The sequence below is a fragment of the Phenylobacterium sp. genome (assembly GCF_041920015.1).
Classification (GTDB): domain Bacteria; phylum Pseudomonadota; class Alphaproteobacteria; order Caulobacterales; family Caulobacteraceae; genus Phenylobacterium.
Genome location: NZ_JAYRST010000010.1, coordinates 1 through 13722 on the forward strand (window position 1 = coordinate 1; position 13722 = coordinate 13722).

General features: G+C 67.2%; 17 protein-coding genes and 1 tRNA gene. 10 read left to right on the forward strand and 8 right to left on the reverse strand.

Going from position 1 to position 13722, the window contains the following annotated elements; genetic code table 11:
• From ACE3TL_RS03665 to ACE3TL_RS03680, 4 genes are all read left to right on the forward strand, one after another.
• Positions 1-504, forward strand: a 504-nt coding sequence (locus ACE3TL_RS03665) for a histidine phosphatase family protein (protein WP_374577370.1), incomplete at its 5' end; no start/stop codon positions are given.
• A gap of 1 nt (position 505) precedes the next feature.
• A complete protein-coding gene (locus tag ACE3TL_RS03670) occupies positions 506-847 on the forward strand; it encodes a DUF952 domain-containing protein (protein ID WP_374577371.1) in 342 nt (113 codons plus the stop codon).
• The gene (locus ACE3TL_RS03675; protein ID WP_374577372.1) at positions 844-1884 is read left to right on the forward strand and encodes a quinone-dependent dihydroorotate dehydrogenase; all 1041 of its coding nucleotides are present in this window, start codon (positions 844-846) and stop codon (positions 1882-1884) included. Before ACE3TL_RS03670 ends, ACE3TL_RS03675 begins: the two co-directional genes overlap by 4 nt.
• Before the next feature lie 80 nt (positions 1885-1964).
• Positions 1965-3458 (forward strand): sensor histidine kinase, encoded by a 1494-nt coding sequence (locus ACE3TL_RS03680; RefSeq protein WP_374577373.1) that lies wholly within the window; start codon positions 1965-1967, stop codon positions 3456-3458.
• On the opposite strand, the gene ggt is transcribed toward ACE3TL_RS03680, so the two are convergent.
• Positions 3455-5173 carry a gamma-glutamyltransferase gene (gene ggt / locus ACE3TL_RS03685; protein ID WP_374577374.1) on the reverse strand — a complete coding sequence of 573 codons (1719 nt, stop codon included), beginning with the start codon at positions 5171-5173 and terminating at the stop codon, positions 3455-3457. The two genes, ACE3TL_RS03680 and ggt, sit on opposite strands and share 4 nt — an antisense overlap.
• A 90-nt stretch (positions 5174-5263) precedes the next feature.
• Here ggt and ACE3TL_RS03690 point away from each other — a divergent pair, with 90 nt between their 5' ends.
• From ACE3TL_RS03690 to ACE3TL_RS03705, 4 genes are all read left to right on the forward strand, one after another.
• Positions 5264-6280: a P1 family peptidase gene (locus tag ACE3TL_RS03690; RefSeq protein WP_374577375.1), complete on the forward strand. Its 1017-nt coding sequence runs from the start codon at positions 5264-5266 to the stop codon at positions 6278-6280.
• Positions 6281-6445: 165 nt separating this feature from the next.
• Positions 6446-6522: transfer RNA gene (locus ACE3TL_RS03695), tRNA-Arg, on the forward strand.
• A gap of 293 nt (positions 6523-6815) precedes the next feature.
• Complete coding sequence (locus ACE3TL_RS03700; protein ID WP_374577376.1) at positions 6816-7751, forward strand: winged helix-turn-helix domain-containing protein; 936 nt, start codon at positions 6816-6818, stop codon at positions 7749-7751.
• A 4-nt stretch (positions 7752-7755) separates the two neighbouring features.
• The gene (locus tag ACE3TL_RS03705) at positions 7756-9231 is read left to right on the forward strand and encodes a hypothetical protein (RefSeq protein ID WP_374577377.1); all 1476 of its coding nucleotides are present in this window, start codon (positions 7756-7758) and stop codon (positions 9229-9231) included.
• A 125-nt stretch (positions 9232-9356) separates the two neighbouring features.
• Here the strand turns inward: ACE3TL_RS03705 and ACE3TL_RS03710 are convergent, their stop codons facing one another.
• Positions 9357-9563, reverse strand: a complete 207-nt coding sequence (locus tag ACE3TL_RS03710; RefSeq protein WP_374577378.1) for a helix-turn-helix domain-containing protein — start codon at positions 9561-9563, stop codon at positions 9357-9359.
• Positions 9564-9654: 91 nt separating this feature from the next.
• On the opposite strand from ACE3TL_RS03710, the gene ACE3TL_RS03715 reads away from it, so the two are divergent.
• Complete coding sequence (locus ACE3TL_RS03715; RefSeq protein ID WP_374577379.1) at positions 9655-10521, forward strand: hypothetical protein; 867 nt, start codon at positions 9655-9657, stop codon at positions 10519-10521.
• Positions 10522-10527: 6 nt separating this feature from the next.
• On the opposite strand, the gene ACE3TL_RS03720 is transcribed toward ACE3TL_RS03715, so the two are convergent.
• The 5 genes from ACE3TL_RS03720 to ACE3TL_RS03740 form a co-directional block, all read right to left on the reverse strand.
• Positions 10528-10803: a hypothetical protein gene (locus ACE3TL_RS03720; RefSeq protein ID WP_374577380.1), complete on the reverse strand. Its 276-nt coding sequence runs from the start codon at positions 10801-10803 to the stop codon at positions 10528-10530.
• Positions 10803-11075, reverse strand: coding sequence for a hypothetical protein (locus tag ACE3TL_RS03725; protein ID WP_374577381.1), 273 nt, complete (start codon positions 11073-11075; stop codon positions 10803-10805). The genes ACE3TL_RS03720 and ACE3TL_RS03725 overlap by 1 nt, the downstream gene beginning before the upstream one ends.
• A gap of 2 nt (positions 11076-11077) precedes the next feature.
• On the reverse strand, positions 11078-11641 hold the full coding sequence (locus tag ACE3TL_RS03730; RefSeq protein ID WP_374577382.1) for a hypothetical protein: 564 nt from the start codon (positions 11639-11641) through the stop codon (positions 11078-11080).
• A 389-nt stretch (positions 11642-12030) separates the two neighbouring features.
• Entirely contained in the window at positions 12031-12291 is a 261-nt protein-coding gene (locus ACE3TL_RS03735) for a hypothetical protein (protein WP_374577383.1), read from the reverse strand.
• Complete coding sequence (locus ACE3TL_RS03740) at positions 12288-12629, reverse strand: hypothetical protein (RefSeq protein ID WP_374577384.1); 342 nt, start codon at positions 12627-12629, stop codon at positions 12288-12290. The genes ACE3TL_RS03735 and ACE3TL_RS03740 overlap by 4 nt, the downstream gene beginning before the upstream one ends.
• A 115-nt stretch (positions 12630-12744) precedes the next feature.
• Between ACE3TL_RS03740 and ACE3TL_RS03745 the strand changes: the two genes are divergently transcribed.
• On the forward strand, positions 12745-13197 hold the full coding sequence (locus ACE3TL_RS03745) for a hypothetical protein (protein ID WP_374577385.1): 453 nt from the start codon (positions 12745-12747) through the stop codon (positions 13195-13197).
• Positions 13198-13200: 3 nt separating this feature from the next.
• Here ACE3TL_RS03745 and ACE3TL_RS03750 read toward each other — a convergent pair whose 3' ends face one another.
• Positions 13201-13683 (reverse strand): hypothetical protein, encoded by a 483-nt coding sequence (locus tag ACE3TL_RS03750; RefSeq protein ID WP_374577386.1) that lies wholly within the window; start codon positions 13681-13683, stop codon positions 13201-13203.
• Positions 13684-13722 lie beyond the last annotated feature (39 nt).

Sequence of the window (13722 nt, forward strand, 5' to 3'; positions counted from 1 at the left end):
GGCGGAGCGTCGATGGATCGGCTTATTCTCTTGCGGCACGGCAAGGCGGAACGAGATGCGGGCAGCGGCGAGGACTTCGACCGCAAGCTGACGGACCGCGGCGTGCGCGAGGTGGGCGAGATGGCGGCGAATCTGGCCGATCTGGGCCTGCTGCCGGACATTGCGCTCGTGTCCTCGGCGGTGCGCACGCGCGAGACCTGGGCCGCGGCCTGCGCCGCCTTTCCCAATTGCGCCGTCCGGTTCGAGCGCTCGCTCTATCTGGCCGAGGAACGGACGATCCGCGACCTGGCCGAATCGGCGGGCGAGACCTCGCGCACCGTGATGGTGATCGGCCACAATCCGGGCCTGCAGGAACTGACGATCCGGCTGCTGGCCGAGGGCTCGGCGCCTTCGACCCTGATCGCCCGCGCTCACGCCGCCTTTCCGACGGCGGCGGCGGCGGTGTTCCTCTTCGACGCCGGGGGCCGTCCGTCCTATGACGGCCTCTTCTATCCGCGGGGCTGAGATGGCGCGCATCTACAAGATCCTGCCGCGCGCGGAGTGGCGCGCAGCCCAGGTGGCTGGCGCCTTCGCCGGTTCGGCGGTCGATCTGGCCGACGGCTATATCCACTTCTCCACCGCCGCCCAGGCGGCCGAGACGGCGCGACGCCACTTCGCCGGCCAGGCCGATCTGGTGGTGCTGGAGGTCGAGGCCGACGATCTTGGCGCGGCGCTGAAATGGGAGCCGTCCCGCGGCGGCGATCTCTTCCCGCATCTCTACGGCCGTTTGCCTGTCGCAGCGGTGCGCGCGGTGACCGAGGCGCCGCTGGGCGCCGATGGCGTTCCGCAGCTTGGGGATCTGGCATGAGCCTGCACGACATCGCCGCCCGCGCCATGCACGCCTTCGATCCGGAGGATGCGCATCGCCTGACGATCCGGGCTCTGGCCGCGGGCCTGGGGCCGTGCGCCGGGGGCGACGATCCGATCCTGGCCACCGAGGTCGCGGGGCTGAAATTGCCGAACTGCGTCGGCCTGGCGCCGGGCTTCGACAAGAACGCCGAGGTGTTTCGGGCGATGCTGCGCGCCGGCTTCGGCTTCGTGGAGTGCGGGACGGTCACGCCGCTGCCTCAGGCCGGCAATCCGCGCCCGCGCCTGTTCCGCCTTTCGCAGGACCGCGCGGTCATCAACCGCATGGGCTTCAACAACGAGGGACTGGAGCGCTTCGCCGCGCGCCTGGCCTGGCGTGGGCCGGGCGTGGTCGGGGCCAATATCGGCGCCAACAAGGACGCTGAGGATCGCATCGCCGACTATGTGACCTGCCTGCGCCGCCTGTGGGGCCTGGCGTCCTATTTCACCGTCAACATCTCCTCGCCCAATACGCCGGGCCTGCGCGCCTTGCAGACCAAGGCCGCGCTGGAGGAACTGCTGGGCCGCGTGGCCGAGGCGCGCGATTCGCTGCCGCCGGAAGGCCTCGTCCCCATCTTCCTGAAGGTTGCGCCGGACCTGGAGGACGGCGAGGTCGAGGCGATCGTCGAGACAGTGGCGGCCGCCGGCCTCTCGGGGATCATCGTCTCCAACACCACGATCACCCGGCCGGGCCTGTCTTCGCCGTTGGCCGCCGAAGCCGGCGGGCTCTCGGGACCGCCGCTGTTCGAGCTCTCCACGCACATGCTGGGACGGTTCGCCGACGCGGCGGCGGGCCGCGTGGCGCTGATCGGCGCAGGGGGAATCGCCTCGGGCGCGGACGCCTACGCGAAGATCCGGGCGGGCGCTTCGGCGGTGCAGTTCTATTCCGCCATGGTCTATGAGGGGCCGGGCCTGGTCACGCGGGTGAAGCGCGATCTGGCTGCGCGCCTGCGCGTCGATGGTTTCACCAGCGTCGCCCAAGCCGTGGGCGCTCGTTGAGGGATCGAGGCCTTATTGCAGAGCTTGCGGCGAAGCCCCGCGTTGCCGAACCGTTCCGGGTGAAGTAACGGGGAGTTGTGATGGCGGACGCCCCCTCTCCCCCGGCGCCCAACAAGCCGCCCGCGCGCCGCTTCTTCTGGCCGGGCGGTCTGTCCGCACGCCTGCTGATTCTGACGATCCTGTTCGTAGCGGGGGCCAGCGCCTTCGCCTTGCCCGCCGCCCTGGCCTCGTTCGAGGAACAGTGGCTGCTGGACCGCGTGCGCGCCGCCGAACTCGCCTCCATGGCCACCGAGGTCGCGCCCGACCAGGTGCTGAGCGAGAACCTGGCCTCGCAGATGCGCGACACCGCCGGGGTCCAGACGGTGGCCATACTCGACAATGACGGCAACCGCTTCCTGAAGGTGCCGGGTCCGCGGCTGGACGAACCGCCCTATCTGGTCGACCTGCGCGACCAGGCGCCGGCGTCGTGGCTGTCGGCGCCGTTCCAGACCCTGCTGGGGAACGACGGGCGCATGGTGCGGGTGATCGCCGAGCCGCGCTTCTACAAGGCCCAGTTCATCGAGGTGGTGGCGCCCGACACCGAGCTGAAGGCCGAGCTGCGCGACTATCTCTGGCGACTGCTGGCGATCATGGGCTTCGTCTCGGCCATCGCCGGCGGACTGGTCTATCTGTCGCTCAATTACTTCCTGGTCCGGCCGATGCAGCGGATCACCCGCTCGATGGAGCGGTTCGCCGCCGATCCCGACGATCTGCAGGCGCATATCGAGCCGTCGGGCCGCCGCGACGAGATCGGCCGCGCCGAACTGCAGCTCGAACGCATGCAGGAAGAGCTGCGCGCCGCCCTGAATTCACGCGCCCGGCTGGCGGCGCTGGGCGAGGCGGTGGCCAAGATCAATCACGACCTGCGCAACATGCTGACCAGCGCCCAGATCGCCTCCGAGCGGCTGGCGGCGCTGAAAGACCCCAAGGTGTCACAGGCCTTGCCGCGCCTGGAGCGGGCGCTGGACCGCGCGGTCAAGCTGGCCTCGGACGTCCTGACCTATGGCAAGACCGAGGAAGCCGCCCCCGATGCGCGGCCGATCCCGCTGGCGCCGGCCATCGAGGCGGCCTCGGAAGAGGCGCGGTTGTCTCTGGAGGGCACTCAGCTCGTCTCGCTGGTGGGGGCCGGAGAACAGGTGAACGCCGACCCGGACCAGCTTCACCGCATCCTGGTGAACCTGATGCGCAATGCGCGCGAGGCGGTGGAGCAGCAGGCGGGCCGCGACAAGCCCGGCCTGATCGAGGTGAGCCTGTCGCAGGCCGAGGGGCTCAGCGTGATCCGCCTGGCCGACAACGGTCCTGGTGTTTCGGAGCGGGCGCGCGAGCGCTTGTTCCAGCCCTTCGCCGGGTCGACCCGGCCGGGCGGCGCGGGCCTGGGCCTGGCCATCGCCCGCGAGCTGGCCCAGGGGCACGGCGGCGACCTGTTGCTGGCCGAGACCGGGCCGCAAGGCTCGGTCTTCGAGTTGCGCCTGCCTGGCGCGCCGCCGCCGCTGGCGCCGCCGAAGCGCCGCCGTGCGAAGAGCGCCGGCGCCTAGAACCCCTTGGCCACGCCCTCGCGGCGGTCGTCGGCGCCGCCTTGCAGGCCTTGCGGCGTCACCTTGACCCCATGCAGGCCCGAGCCTTCGCCGCCGCTGCCCTTGAACACGATCCCCTTGGCGGCCAGGGCGTCGACGACGCCGGGCGCATAGCGGTCGGGTTCGGAAGCGAAGCTGTCGCCGCGCGCCACGAGATTGGGCAGCTTGAAGGCGTCCTCGACGCTCATCTTCCAGTCCAGGATCGCGACCAGCGCCTTCAGGTTATAGGCCAGGATCGAGTTGCCGCCCGGCGACCCGATGGCCGCGACGAGCTTGCCGTCCCGGTCCAGCACGATGGTCGGGGCCATGGACGAGCGCGGCCGCTTGCCGGGGGCCACCGCATTGGCCGCCTGGGTCCCGTCGGCGTTCTGCGGCGACCATGAGAAGTCGGTGAGCTGGTTGTTGAGGAAGAAGCCGCCGACCATGCGGCCGGTGCCGAAGATGCTCTCGACCGTGGTGGTCATCGACACCACGTTGCCGGCGGCGTCGACCACGACGAAATGCGAGGTGCCGCCCGGTTCCTTGGTCGCGTCGGGGGCCAGGGCTCCGGCGCCGCGCGGCGTCCCGGGAGCCGGCGCCGGGCCGGCGACCTCGCCGATCAGCTTGGCGCGCTGGGCGACATAGGCCGGGTCCAGCAGTCCCTCGATCGGAACCGGGGTGAAGGCGGGGTCGCCGAAATAGCGATCGCGGTCTGCGTACATCAGGCGGCTGGCCTGGGTGAACAGGAACCAGGCCTGGGGGTCGGCCGGGCCGCGCTCGGCGATGTCGGTGTTGGCGAGGATGCCCAGCGCCTCCAGCAGCGCCGCCCCGCTCGAGGGCGCGTCCGGCACGCAGACGACATAGATGCGGTAGGGGCCGCAGACGGCGTCCCCGGCCTTGGGTCGGTAGGCCTTCAGGTCCGCCAGGGTCATGGTTCCCGGCAACGGCCCCTGCGCGACCTTGGCGACGATCGCCTCGGCCAGCGACCCCTCCAAAATGGCCTTTGGGCCCTCGGCGGCGATCTTGCGCAGGCTGGCGGCGTAGGCGGGGTTCTTCAGCACGTCGCCGGCCTGGTAGCGCTGGCCGTCCGGCTTGGTGAAGTAGGCCTTGGCGTCGGGGGTCTGGCTCTGCGAGAATGGGCCGGCGATCATGCCGGCCAGGCGCGGGCTGACGACGAAGCCATCGTCGGCCAGCCGCTCGGCGTCGCCGAACAGGTCCTTCCAGGCCAGCTTGCCGTGCTGGGCCTGGGCCATGGCCAGCATGGCCACTGCGCCGGGCACGCCGGTCGCCTTGCCGCTGGTCACCGCCGCCGGAAAGCTGAGCGGCTTGCCGTCCTGCAGGAACATGTCGGGCGTCGCCCCGGCCGGCGCAGTTTCGCGGCCGTTATAGGCGATGACCTTCTTCGTGGCGGCGTCGTAATAGGTCATGAAGGCGCCGCCGCCGAGGCCCGAGCTCTGCGGTTCCACCAGGCCCAACACCGCCTGCACCGCCGCTGCGGCGTCGACCGCCGAACCGCCCTTCTTCAGCACGTTCAGACCGGCCTCCACCGCCAGTGGGTTGGCGGCGGCGACCATGACCTCGCCCGTCGCGGCGCTGGCCTTGGTCGGCGCCGGCGGCGGGGATGCTGTCTGGGTGGTGGCGCAGGCGGCCAGGGCGAGGGCGAGCGGAAGGGCGCTGAAACGCTTGAAATGGAACACGGACACCACGCGAGCGGCAGGGGGAGGAAAACGCCACCATAGCGTTCCGGGCGTGGACAACAAATGCGCAGGCTGCTTTCGATGCCGATTATGAGCCAGCCCGCCCCCGGACCTCGCAACCTGATCACCGACGTTCCCGGCCTGCAGGTCGGCCAGGCCCATGACGAGGCGGTGCGGACCGGCGTCACAGTCATCCTGCCCGACGACCGCGCCGTCGCTGCCTGCGACGTGCGTGGGGGCGGGCCGGGCACGCGCGAGACCGATGCGCTGGCGCCGGAGAACCTGGTCGAGGCGGTGGACGCCATCGTGTTGTCGGGCGGCTCGGTCTACGGCTTGGCCGCCGCCGACGGCGTGGTCGCCTGGCTGGGCGCGCGCGGTCGCGGCTATGGCCTGGTTCCGCGCGACGGCGTGCCGCGCTCGCCGGTCGTCCCCGGCGCGATCCTCTATGATCTCGCCAATGGCGGCGACAAGGGTTGGGGCGAAGACCCACCCTATCGCCGCCTGGGCCGCGAGGCCGTCGCCGCCGCCAGCAGCGACTTCGCCCTGGGGACCGCCGGGGGCGGCTATGGCGCCATGGCCGGGACGCTGAAGGGCGGGACCGGTTCGGCCTCCATCATCGCCGCCGACGGGATCGCGGTCGGCGCGCTGGTGCTGGTCAATTCGTTCGGGTCGGTGGTGGCTCCAGGCGGCGGCTTCTGGGCTGCGCCCTACGAGATCGGCGCCGAGTTCGGCGGGCGGGGAACCGCCGGCCTTGCCGCCGCGCCCGACGCCTGGGGCCTCGCCAAGTCCGATCCCAAGGCGCGGATGAACACCACCATCGCCTGCGTCGCCACCGACGTCGCCCTGACCCCGGCCCAGGCCAGGCGGGTGGCGATCATGGCCCAGGACGGCCTGGCCCGCGCTATCCGCCCCGTGCACGCCCCCTTCGACGGCGATGTGGTCTTCGCCCTCTCCACCGCCCGCCGGCCGCTGGGCGCGGAGGCGGACTTCACCGTCGCCCGGATCGGCGCCCTGGCCGCCGACGTGCTGGCCCGGGCGGTGGCGCGGGGTGTCTACGAAGCCGCCGGCTGGCCAGGGGCAACCACCTGGCGCGCCGCCTTCGGCTGACGTGGCGAAAGTTCCGCTGTGATTTCAAGGTGTTGAGGGCGGTGTGGGCGAGCGACCCGCCACCCTGAACAAAGAAAACCGTCCCGATCGAAATTTTTGCCCCGTCCCGGCTTGCCAACCCGCCCAGCCCCGACTAGGTTCCGCGCCCTCGCCGCAAGGCAAGACGCGCCCGTAGCTCAGCTGGATAGAGCATCAGACTACGAATCTGAGGGTCGGACGTTCGAATCGTTCCGGGCGCGCCATTTTCTCTTTAAAATCAACATCTTGTTGAGAGTTCACGGTTTCCGAGAACGCGCGGCGCGTTCGAGTACCGGATAGGTACCGAACGGAGCGTCTTAAGGCGGGCTTCGCGCCCGTAGCGGAAGTTGGCATTTGGGTTGGAAGCGGACGTCGTCGCGTTCTGTCCGCGGTCGCACGCGAAAGAAGATGACCGAACCGGACAACCACAGTTAGGGTTTCTACCCGGTGTGCCAATTAGATACTGGCGCAGTTCGGGGAGCCGGCGGCGGGTCCGCTAACGGCGAGGGCGCAGTCGTTGGATAGCTATCTGACTATCGCAGAGGCGGTTTTGCGCTTGGCGCGTCGACCGCTGTCTTCTCGCGAAATTGTCGAAGTGGCTTACCGGCATGATCTCGTGCCCTCCAGGCTCTTTGGCAAGACGCAGCACAAGACCGTAGGGGCACGACTGAGCGAGGATATCCTCGCCCGGCGCGACCGCAGCCTTTTTTACCGGAGCGAGCCGGGCAGATTCTTCCTGAGAGAATTCCTCGCCGCCCCAGACATTCCAGAGGCCTATCGTTCTCCAATCGTGGCGCGGCGTCGCCAGCGGGAACTGAAGAGAGGGGCTCCGCTCGCTATTAGACGAGCTAATGCAGTAGCGGCGGCTACCGCACTTCGATCTGCTACTGACAAGCTCCGGCTCATCATCGACATGTGCCGATTTCACTACAGCGATCCGACAAGCAACCGGAGCGACCCTGATGAGCTTCACGTCTGGTCGTTCGTGATGTTCATGCGCGGCTCTGAGGTGCTGACGTACCGACATGGGCGGTATCGGGAAGGACGGGACACGTTCCTAAAGCGCCGATCAGTTGGGTTTTTCACGCCGGTCGCGGACAATGACCTCGACCTATTCGATGAGGGCGATCACGGCATTGTCGCAAGCGGCCTCCGAGCAATCGCTTTTGACCTAGACCTTCCTCATGTTGTCTTTAGCGGACGCTTTCATAACTCACCCACAAGGATCGAAGACCTAGTTGTTGCAGAAGATGAGACGGGACACGCTGACCTGCTGGCGGTGGTTTCCATGGAGTGCCCGCCTCACTTTGAGCCGCTTACGCGGCGTCTTGCGATCAACGATCTAAGCTGGATGCGATTGGACGTTCCAATCAACCACATCGAAGATTTCGACCCTTGGTCTCAAGAGGTCGTCCAGAGAGCGCAGCGACAGCACGCGAATAGCGGCGAGTAGCACGGTGAGGCCTTCTGCTCGCGGATTCATTGGCCAACAAGAGGCCAACTACATTCACCTTTTGTTGGGGCATCCTGAGCCCAAAGGCAAGGAATCGGCGCTCGAACTACTGTGCGCGCATTACCGAGGTGGACGACGCCTTCGTGATCCACACGGGATTTGCCAGACACTCACCGGCCTCTTGTACCATCCAAACCCAAGCGTTCGACGCTGGACGTTCAACGCGATAGCCCTGGTCGGGAATAAGGCGCAGAACCTCGACGCAACCCTCGACGCTCTTGAACGGAATCGCGGCGACGACGACATCTTTGGCGCTGGAATGGCTGCGCTTCTCGCGCTTGCGGGTGAAACAGAAACTGAGGCACGTCTGAAGTCGATCGGTGTGGAGCTGGACGGTGCGGTCTTGCTAGCTGCCGCGCAGCAGGCACCCTCCTACAGCGAGAGGCTTTCGACGCGCCGCGTTAATCCTGACCACGCATCAGCGTCGGAGCTAAGGCTCGCCGCCGTTCTCGTCGGCCTTAACAAGGCACCTCGTCACCTATTCACATTAGGACACGAGAACGCTGCTGTGATCGGCAGTCTAAACGGCCACGACGACAAGCAGGTCGCCCAGTACGCCGCCTGGGCGGTGTGGGAACATCCAGACCTTGACCTTAGCCACCTCGGCTTCCCGCCAGCGCGGCTAAGAGATCAGCCTCCCGACGTAAGGAAGTACGGGTTCCGCCTGTTGACCGCCGATGACGCAACGGTAGAGCGTCACTTCGATTTCATTGCAGAGGCTACCTTTGACGAGGATCGGAAAGCCCGCGAAGGGTTGGCGATGGGCCTAGTCAACTCCTACGTTGCAGGCCTAGAGGAAGTCACGCTGGAGTGGTTCGCCCGAGAGCCCGAAACTGCGATCAAAGACGCGATCCTGGATCATTTCGTAGCCCATGCAGACCGGTCACCCGTCTATGAAGATAGTGCGAAGGAGGCCTACCGGAAGGCCGCCACCGGCTCCATGTTACGCGCTAGGCTCGAAGCCCAGGCAGAGGGAAAGCCGATCTTCCGCGAGTTCAAGAAGATCGAGTTTCAAGCGGCGTCTTTGGACCTGTTCGGGGCGGATACGGGATTGTTGGGAACTGTAACCGTGAACAAGACCATCAACGTGCAAGCGCAGAATATTGGGGTGATCGCCGACACATCGAATGTTGAAGGCGGCATCAACCAAAGTGCGACGAACCATGTGGAACAAGCGCAAGCGCACCTTCAGAGCCTGCTGGAGTTGCTCGATAAAGCAGGGGCCGATGACAAGCTGAAGGAAGGGAAGCAGCTTGCGTCGGAAGCGCTAGGGAAACCCACCAAGGGCATGGTGGAAAAGGTTCTGGGCTGGATGACAACGGCGAAGACCGCCTCGGGCCTCGTGGTGGCCAGCGTCGAAAACTTCGAAAAGCTAGCACACAAGCTCGCAGAGTTGCTGCCCCACCTGCCGCTAGGGTGACTGCACCCCTACGGATGCCGGCGTTGCGCAACTGGCAATCAACTCTAGCAATGCTAAGCGGTCTGGAACCAAACGTACCCAACTTCGGCTATGAGCCCAAGGCGTCACCGGCAATTCCGGTCTCATCAGGTGTCTAGCAAGTCTCGCGGATGCACGCCCAGCGCCGCCGCAAGCCGGCCAAGCACGCTGACTGACGGATTGCGCCGGCCGCGTTCGATCCCGCCCAGGTAGGTCAGGTCGATCTCAGTCTCCATGGCGAGTTGCTCCTGCGTGAGCTTCCGCTCCTTACGCAGGCGGCGCACGTTCGCCCCGACAACTCGACCCCAATCCATTCCATGGATGGGCCGTTCGGCGCTCCACAGGGTCTAGGGACTATAAGCCCGATTTCGTTGACACGGTCGGAGGGCGTGGCATGCAGGGACCATGTTCGATGCCTGGGCGCCTGAAAACTCAGTCCTGCGGGAGAAGGTGCTGGAGCATGTCTTCCTGTCGGAGCTGGCCAAGACGCTGCTGCTGGACATGCAAACGCCCTTCGAGGTCCTTCGGTCCGAGTTCGACGGGCATGGCTACGACGTGGTCATCGAGGCCCGGGGCGTCGTTCGGCACGTCCAGCTCAAGGCGACCCGGCTCGGCGGGAAGCGGGCCAAGGTGGACGTAAACCTCAGCCTGACCCGCAAGCCGGGCGGCTGCGTCGTGTGGTTCATGGTGGACGAGACGACGCTGGAGATCGGCCCTTACCTTTGGCTCGGCGGTCGGCCGGGCGAGCCGCTGACCGCTCGCGGGGCGAGGCCGGCGCGCCATACTAGGGGCAATGCCGCAGGCTGGAAGGCCGAGCGGCGCGGGATCGTCGAGGCGCCGAAGGGCATGTTCACCAGGATGGAGACGATGGAGGAGGTCGCCCAGGCGATGTTCGGGGTCGAGGACGACCACCTGACGCTGCTTCGTCGGCACCTTCTGGAGAGAGGCCATCCGCTGGAGGCCGTCGTGGTCAATCCTGGGCTGACTTGGGAGCGCTCGGTGGACGTGGCCTACATGGTCGATGGCTACGAGCTCGCCGAAGCGGCCGGGCTGGGCGATGTCCACCAGTTCGCCAACGGCTGCCGGGCTACGGCCGAGGCAGGCGGACGGTGGCCCGCCGACCTGCTGGAGCTATGGGTGCTGCTGTTCCTGGAGCACCGCAGGGACCACATGTCCGGCGGGATCGGGCTCGGCTTTGAAGCCGAGCCTTCACCGCTGCTGGACGATCTGTGTCAGGCATTCGTCGGCGCCCTGGCGGCTGAGCGCCGCTGAGAGCGGTCAGTCGAACTGAGCATCCTCTGGCCAGCGCTCGTGCCTGACCCAGCGCTCCTCAAGGGGGCCGTAGAAGTTGATCGGCACCATCTCGCGCCGGTAGCCGTGGGCCCGCAGGTCGCGGGCCGCCTCGCTCTCCATCCGAGACGTTACGTCGTCGAAGTCGACGCCCATGAAGATGCAGAGCTCCTTGGGCGTGGTGACCTCACAGCCGGCCAGCGCCGCCCGCACCGCCTTGTAACGGGCGCTCCAGGTGATCGGGTACGTGAAGGGCTCCAGCATCACGCCCCCCGCAGCGGATCGCCGCCCCGCGTCAGCGTCGGCCAGGTGGTCTGCCCGATGGCGCCGATGGGCGGCGTGCCCTGCACCACGAACGGCGGGGTGTTCTCGGTGACGTCGATGGCCAGGTACTCGGCGAAGGCGCCGGGCTGGCCGATCAGGCCCTCGGCGACCGAGCGGGCGGCGGCCTCGGTGGCGCCGTGGGCGACGACGGTGTTGACGCCGTCGGCCCGGCGCTTGCGGGGCTCGTCGGCGTAGAAGACGAAGGTGGCCATGGTCAGTTCTCTCCTTGTTGGTCGGGGGCGGTCTGGTCGTCGTCGCTGACGGGGAGACCCTCGGCGACGGCCTGCTCGGCCTGGATCATCCGGGCGATCTTCAGGACACGAAGGTTGTCGGGCGCGCCGCGCTCGAACGTGGCCTCGTCGTTGGCGACCTCTTCGGCGAGGCGCTCGGCCTCCATGATCGACAGCACGACCTTGCGGTGGTCGCCGCCGACCAGGGCCTCGGCGAGATCATGGGACGAGAAGGGCCGCTGGTTCGGCATGAGATCAGCCACGCGTGAGCAGAGGGCGGCGCCGAGCTCCATGTCCTTGGTGGCGGCCGCGTACTCGGCCAGGGACGCGAGCTCGGCCGGCCCGGAGGCGGCGATCTGCTGGAGGATGCGGCTGCGACGCTCGGAGCCGAGGTTCTCGCGCATGAGCATCTGGACGGGCGACTTGTAGTGGTCGCGGACGGCCACGAGCTCGTCCCTCAGGCGGACGGCCTCCCGCAGGAGGGCCACGCGCTTGTCGTAGGTCTCGCGCTTCAGCTCGCCGCGGCGGCCTGACGCCGCCCGGTTCACGAGCGGAGTGCGCTGAGAGGGAGGCAGGTCGGAGAGGGACTCCTCGATGGACTGGCGCCGACTCCGGACCTGCTCTTCAAGTTGGTCGAGCAGGCGACGCTGCGCCTGCCGGTTTTCATTCGCCTGTCGGAGTTTTCCGCTTACGTCCGTCACGGACGCCCAGCGGGCTCCGAGAGCCGCCTTTCGTATTCCCATGTCGTTCTCCACTTCCGGCTTTGCATCACGCGGGGCCTGTGGGTCGGACATCGACGCGGCGTCAGCCGCTTGCCGTCCCCGCCACCGCGGTCAGGCCACCCATTCGGCGGCCAGGACGTGATCAGAATGTGCGGTGGGGCGGTCGGCGCGGACCATCATCCGAGGTCGACCGAAGGCGACCTCGGATGCACTGATCAGCGGGGCTGCTTCGCCAGCCAGTTGCGACGATAGTCCTCGGGGAACGCGGCGAAGATCGCGTCCAGAGGCAGGTGGCCGGGCCCGATTTCCACCTGAGCCCTGCGGGCGGCGGCGAACACGGTGGCGAGGGGTACGACCGCCCTGGTGGGGATTTCACCTTGGTCTGCAAGACGCTGGAAGCGTTCTCGATCAGCTCGCTTCGCCGAGACAATAAGCTTCCGAGGCATATGCTTGTGAGGGCGCTTCGTGGAGATCACGATTGATCCTCCTCGGCGCTGATGAGGTTGAAGCGCTTCTCGGCCACAGCGCGGATGGTACCCGTGCAGCCCGTAGCCAGCAGCCAATCGAAGTAGTCGCTGGTCAGGAAAGGCAATTGCTCGGCGGCCGCCCAAAACGCTGCGAGCCTGAGCCTTACTTCGCCCTCGTCCAACTCCCAATCAGCGAAGGCGCTGGCGATCCGATCCATGGCCATGGGCCCCAGGCATTCCCAGGCTTCGTGCATATCCCCAGGGGTGATCTTGAGGGGATAGGAATAGCCATTCATCAGCACATCAAGCGCGGTCTGCTCAGCGCGCGGGTGATCAACGTTGGACATATCAATAGCTCCTGTTCTGGGCCTCGATGGCCTGAAGAGCACATTGTTGATCTAGCGCTGAAAGTCATCTAATGCCTTGTTTTTATAGATAAACAATGGTCCTAAGTGTCTCGGTATGCCGAAGGTGCAAGATGACTGGCCAGAATGGCTGAGGGAGCAGGTGGGACTTCGGTATGCCGAGGTGCGGCATGACCCGCGATTGGCCGCCCGCTTCATGAGCAAGGGTGACATCGTCCGGGAGTACGCACGGCATCTCCAGGAGGTGCGCGGCGAGCCCGTCACCTATCCGAAGATCAAGGCGATGCTCGAAGCCCTCGACCGGGGCTACGCCGACAAGACCGACCAGCTAAGCTTCGCACTCTATCGCCATCGGCATTGGAGCAAGCGGTTTAGGTTGGACCCGTTTCCGAACGGCCAGGCCGTCTCTATCGAGGGCCGGTCTTATCGGAGCATCAGGGAAGCCGCCAAGGGGGAAGGAGTCTCGCCGGAGACCGTGCGGCGCCGGATCAGGGCGAAGCGACCCGGATGGTCGTATTGGGAAGGCACGGCCAGCGGACCGGCCCGGTAGGCCTCAGAGCTCCTCGGTGTTCTCCCGATGCCGAGCCTGCCCGACGGCCGCCTGGGCCTCCCAGGACGACGCCGAGGGCGCCGGAGGCACGACCAGGGCGCCGCCCGTGTTCTTCACGCTGACGTCCACGCTGACCCCGCTGTCGCGGTAGCCATGGCGGCCCTTGAGGGCGAAGATCAGGGCGGTCGTGTCCCCGCCGCGGGCCTTGTCCATCAGGAGGGAGACGAGCTCCTCCTCCTCGACCTTCTTGGTCTCGGCCAGGGCGGAGGCGATCCGGTGGTCCTGGACCCGAAGGCGCATCCAGGTCCGGTAGTTGACGCCGAGGGCGCGGGCGATCTGCGTCTCGGGCACCCCGCGCCGGCAGGCGTCCAGGATGGTGGAGACGTCGCCGGGGGCGATGACCACCTTCCGGCGGTCGGTCCGGGCGTCCACCGGGGCGGTCTCGCTGTGCTCGGCTCGGTGCTCGGTAGGTTCGGTCGCAGACAAGTCCTTACGCTCCTTGGCTTTCGGGAGCGCCGACCCTCG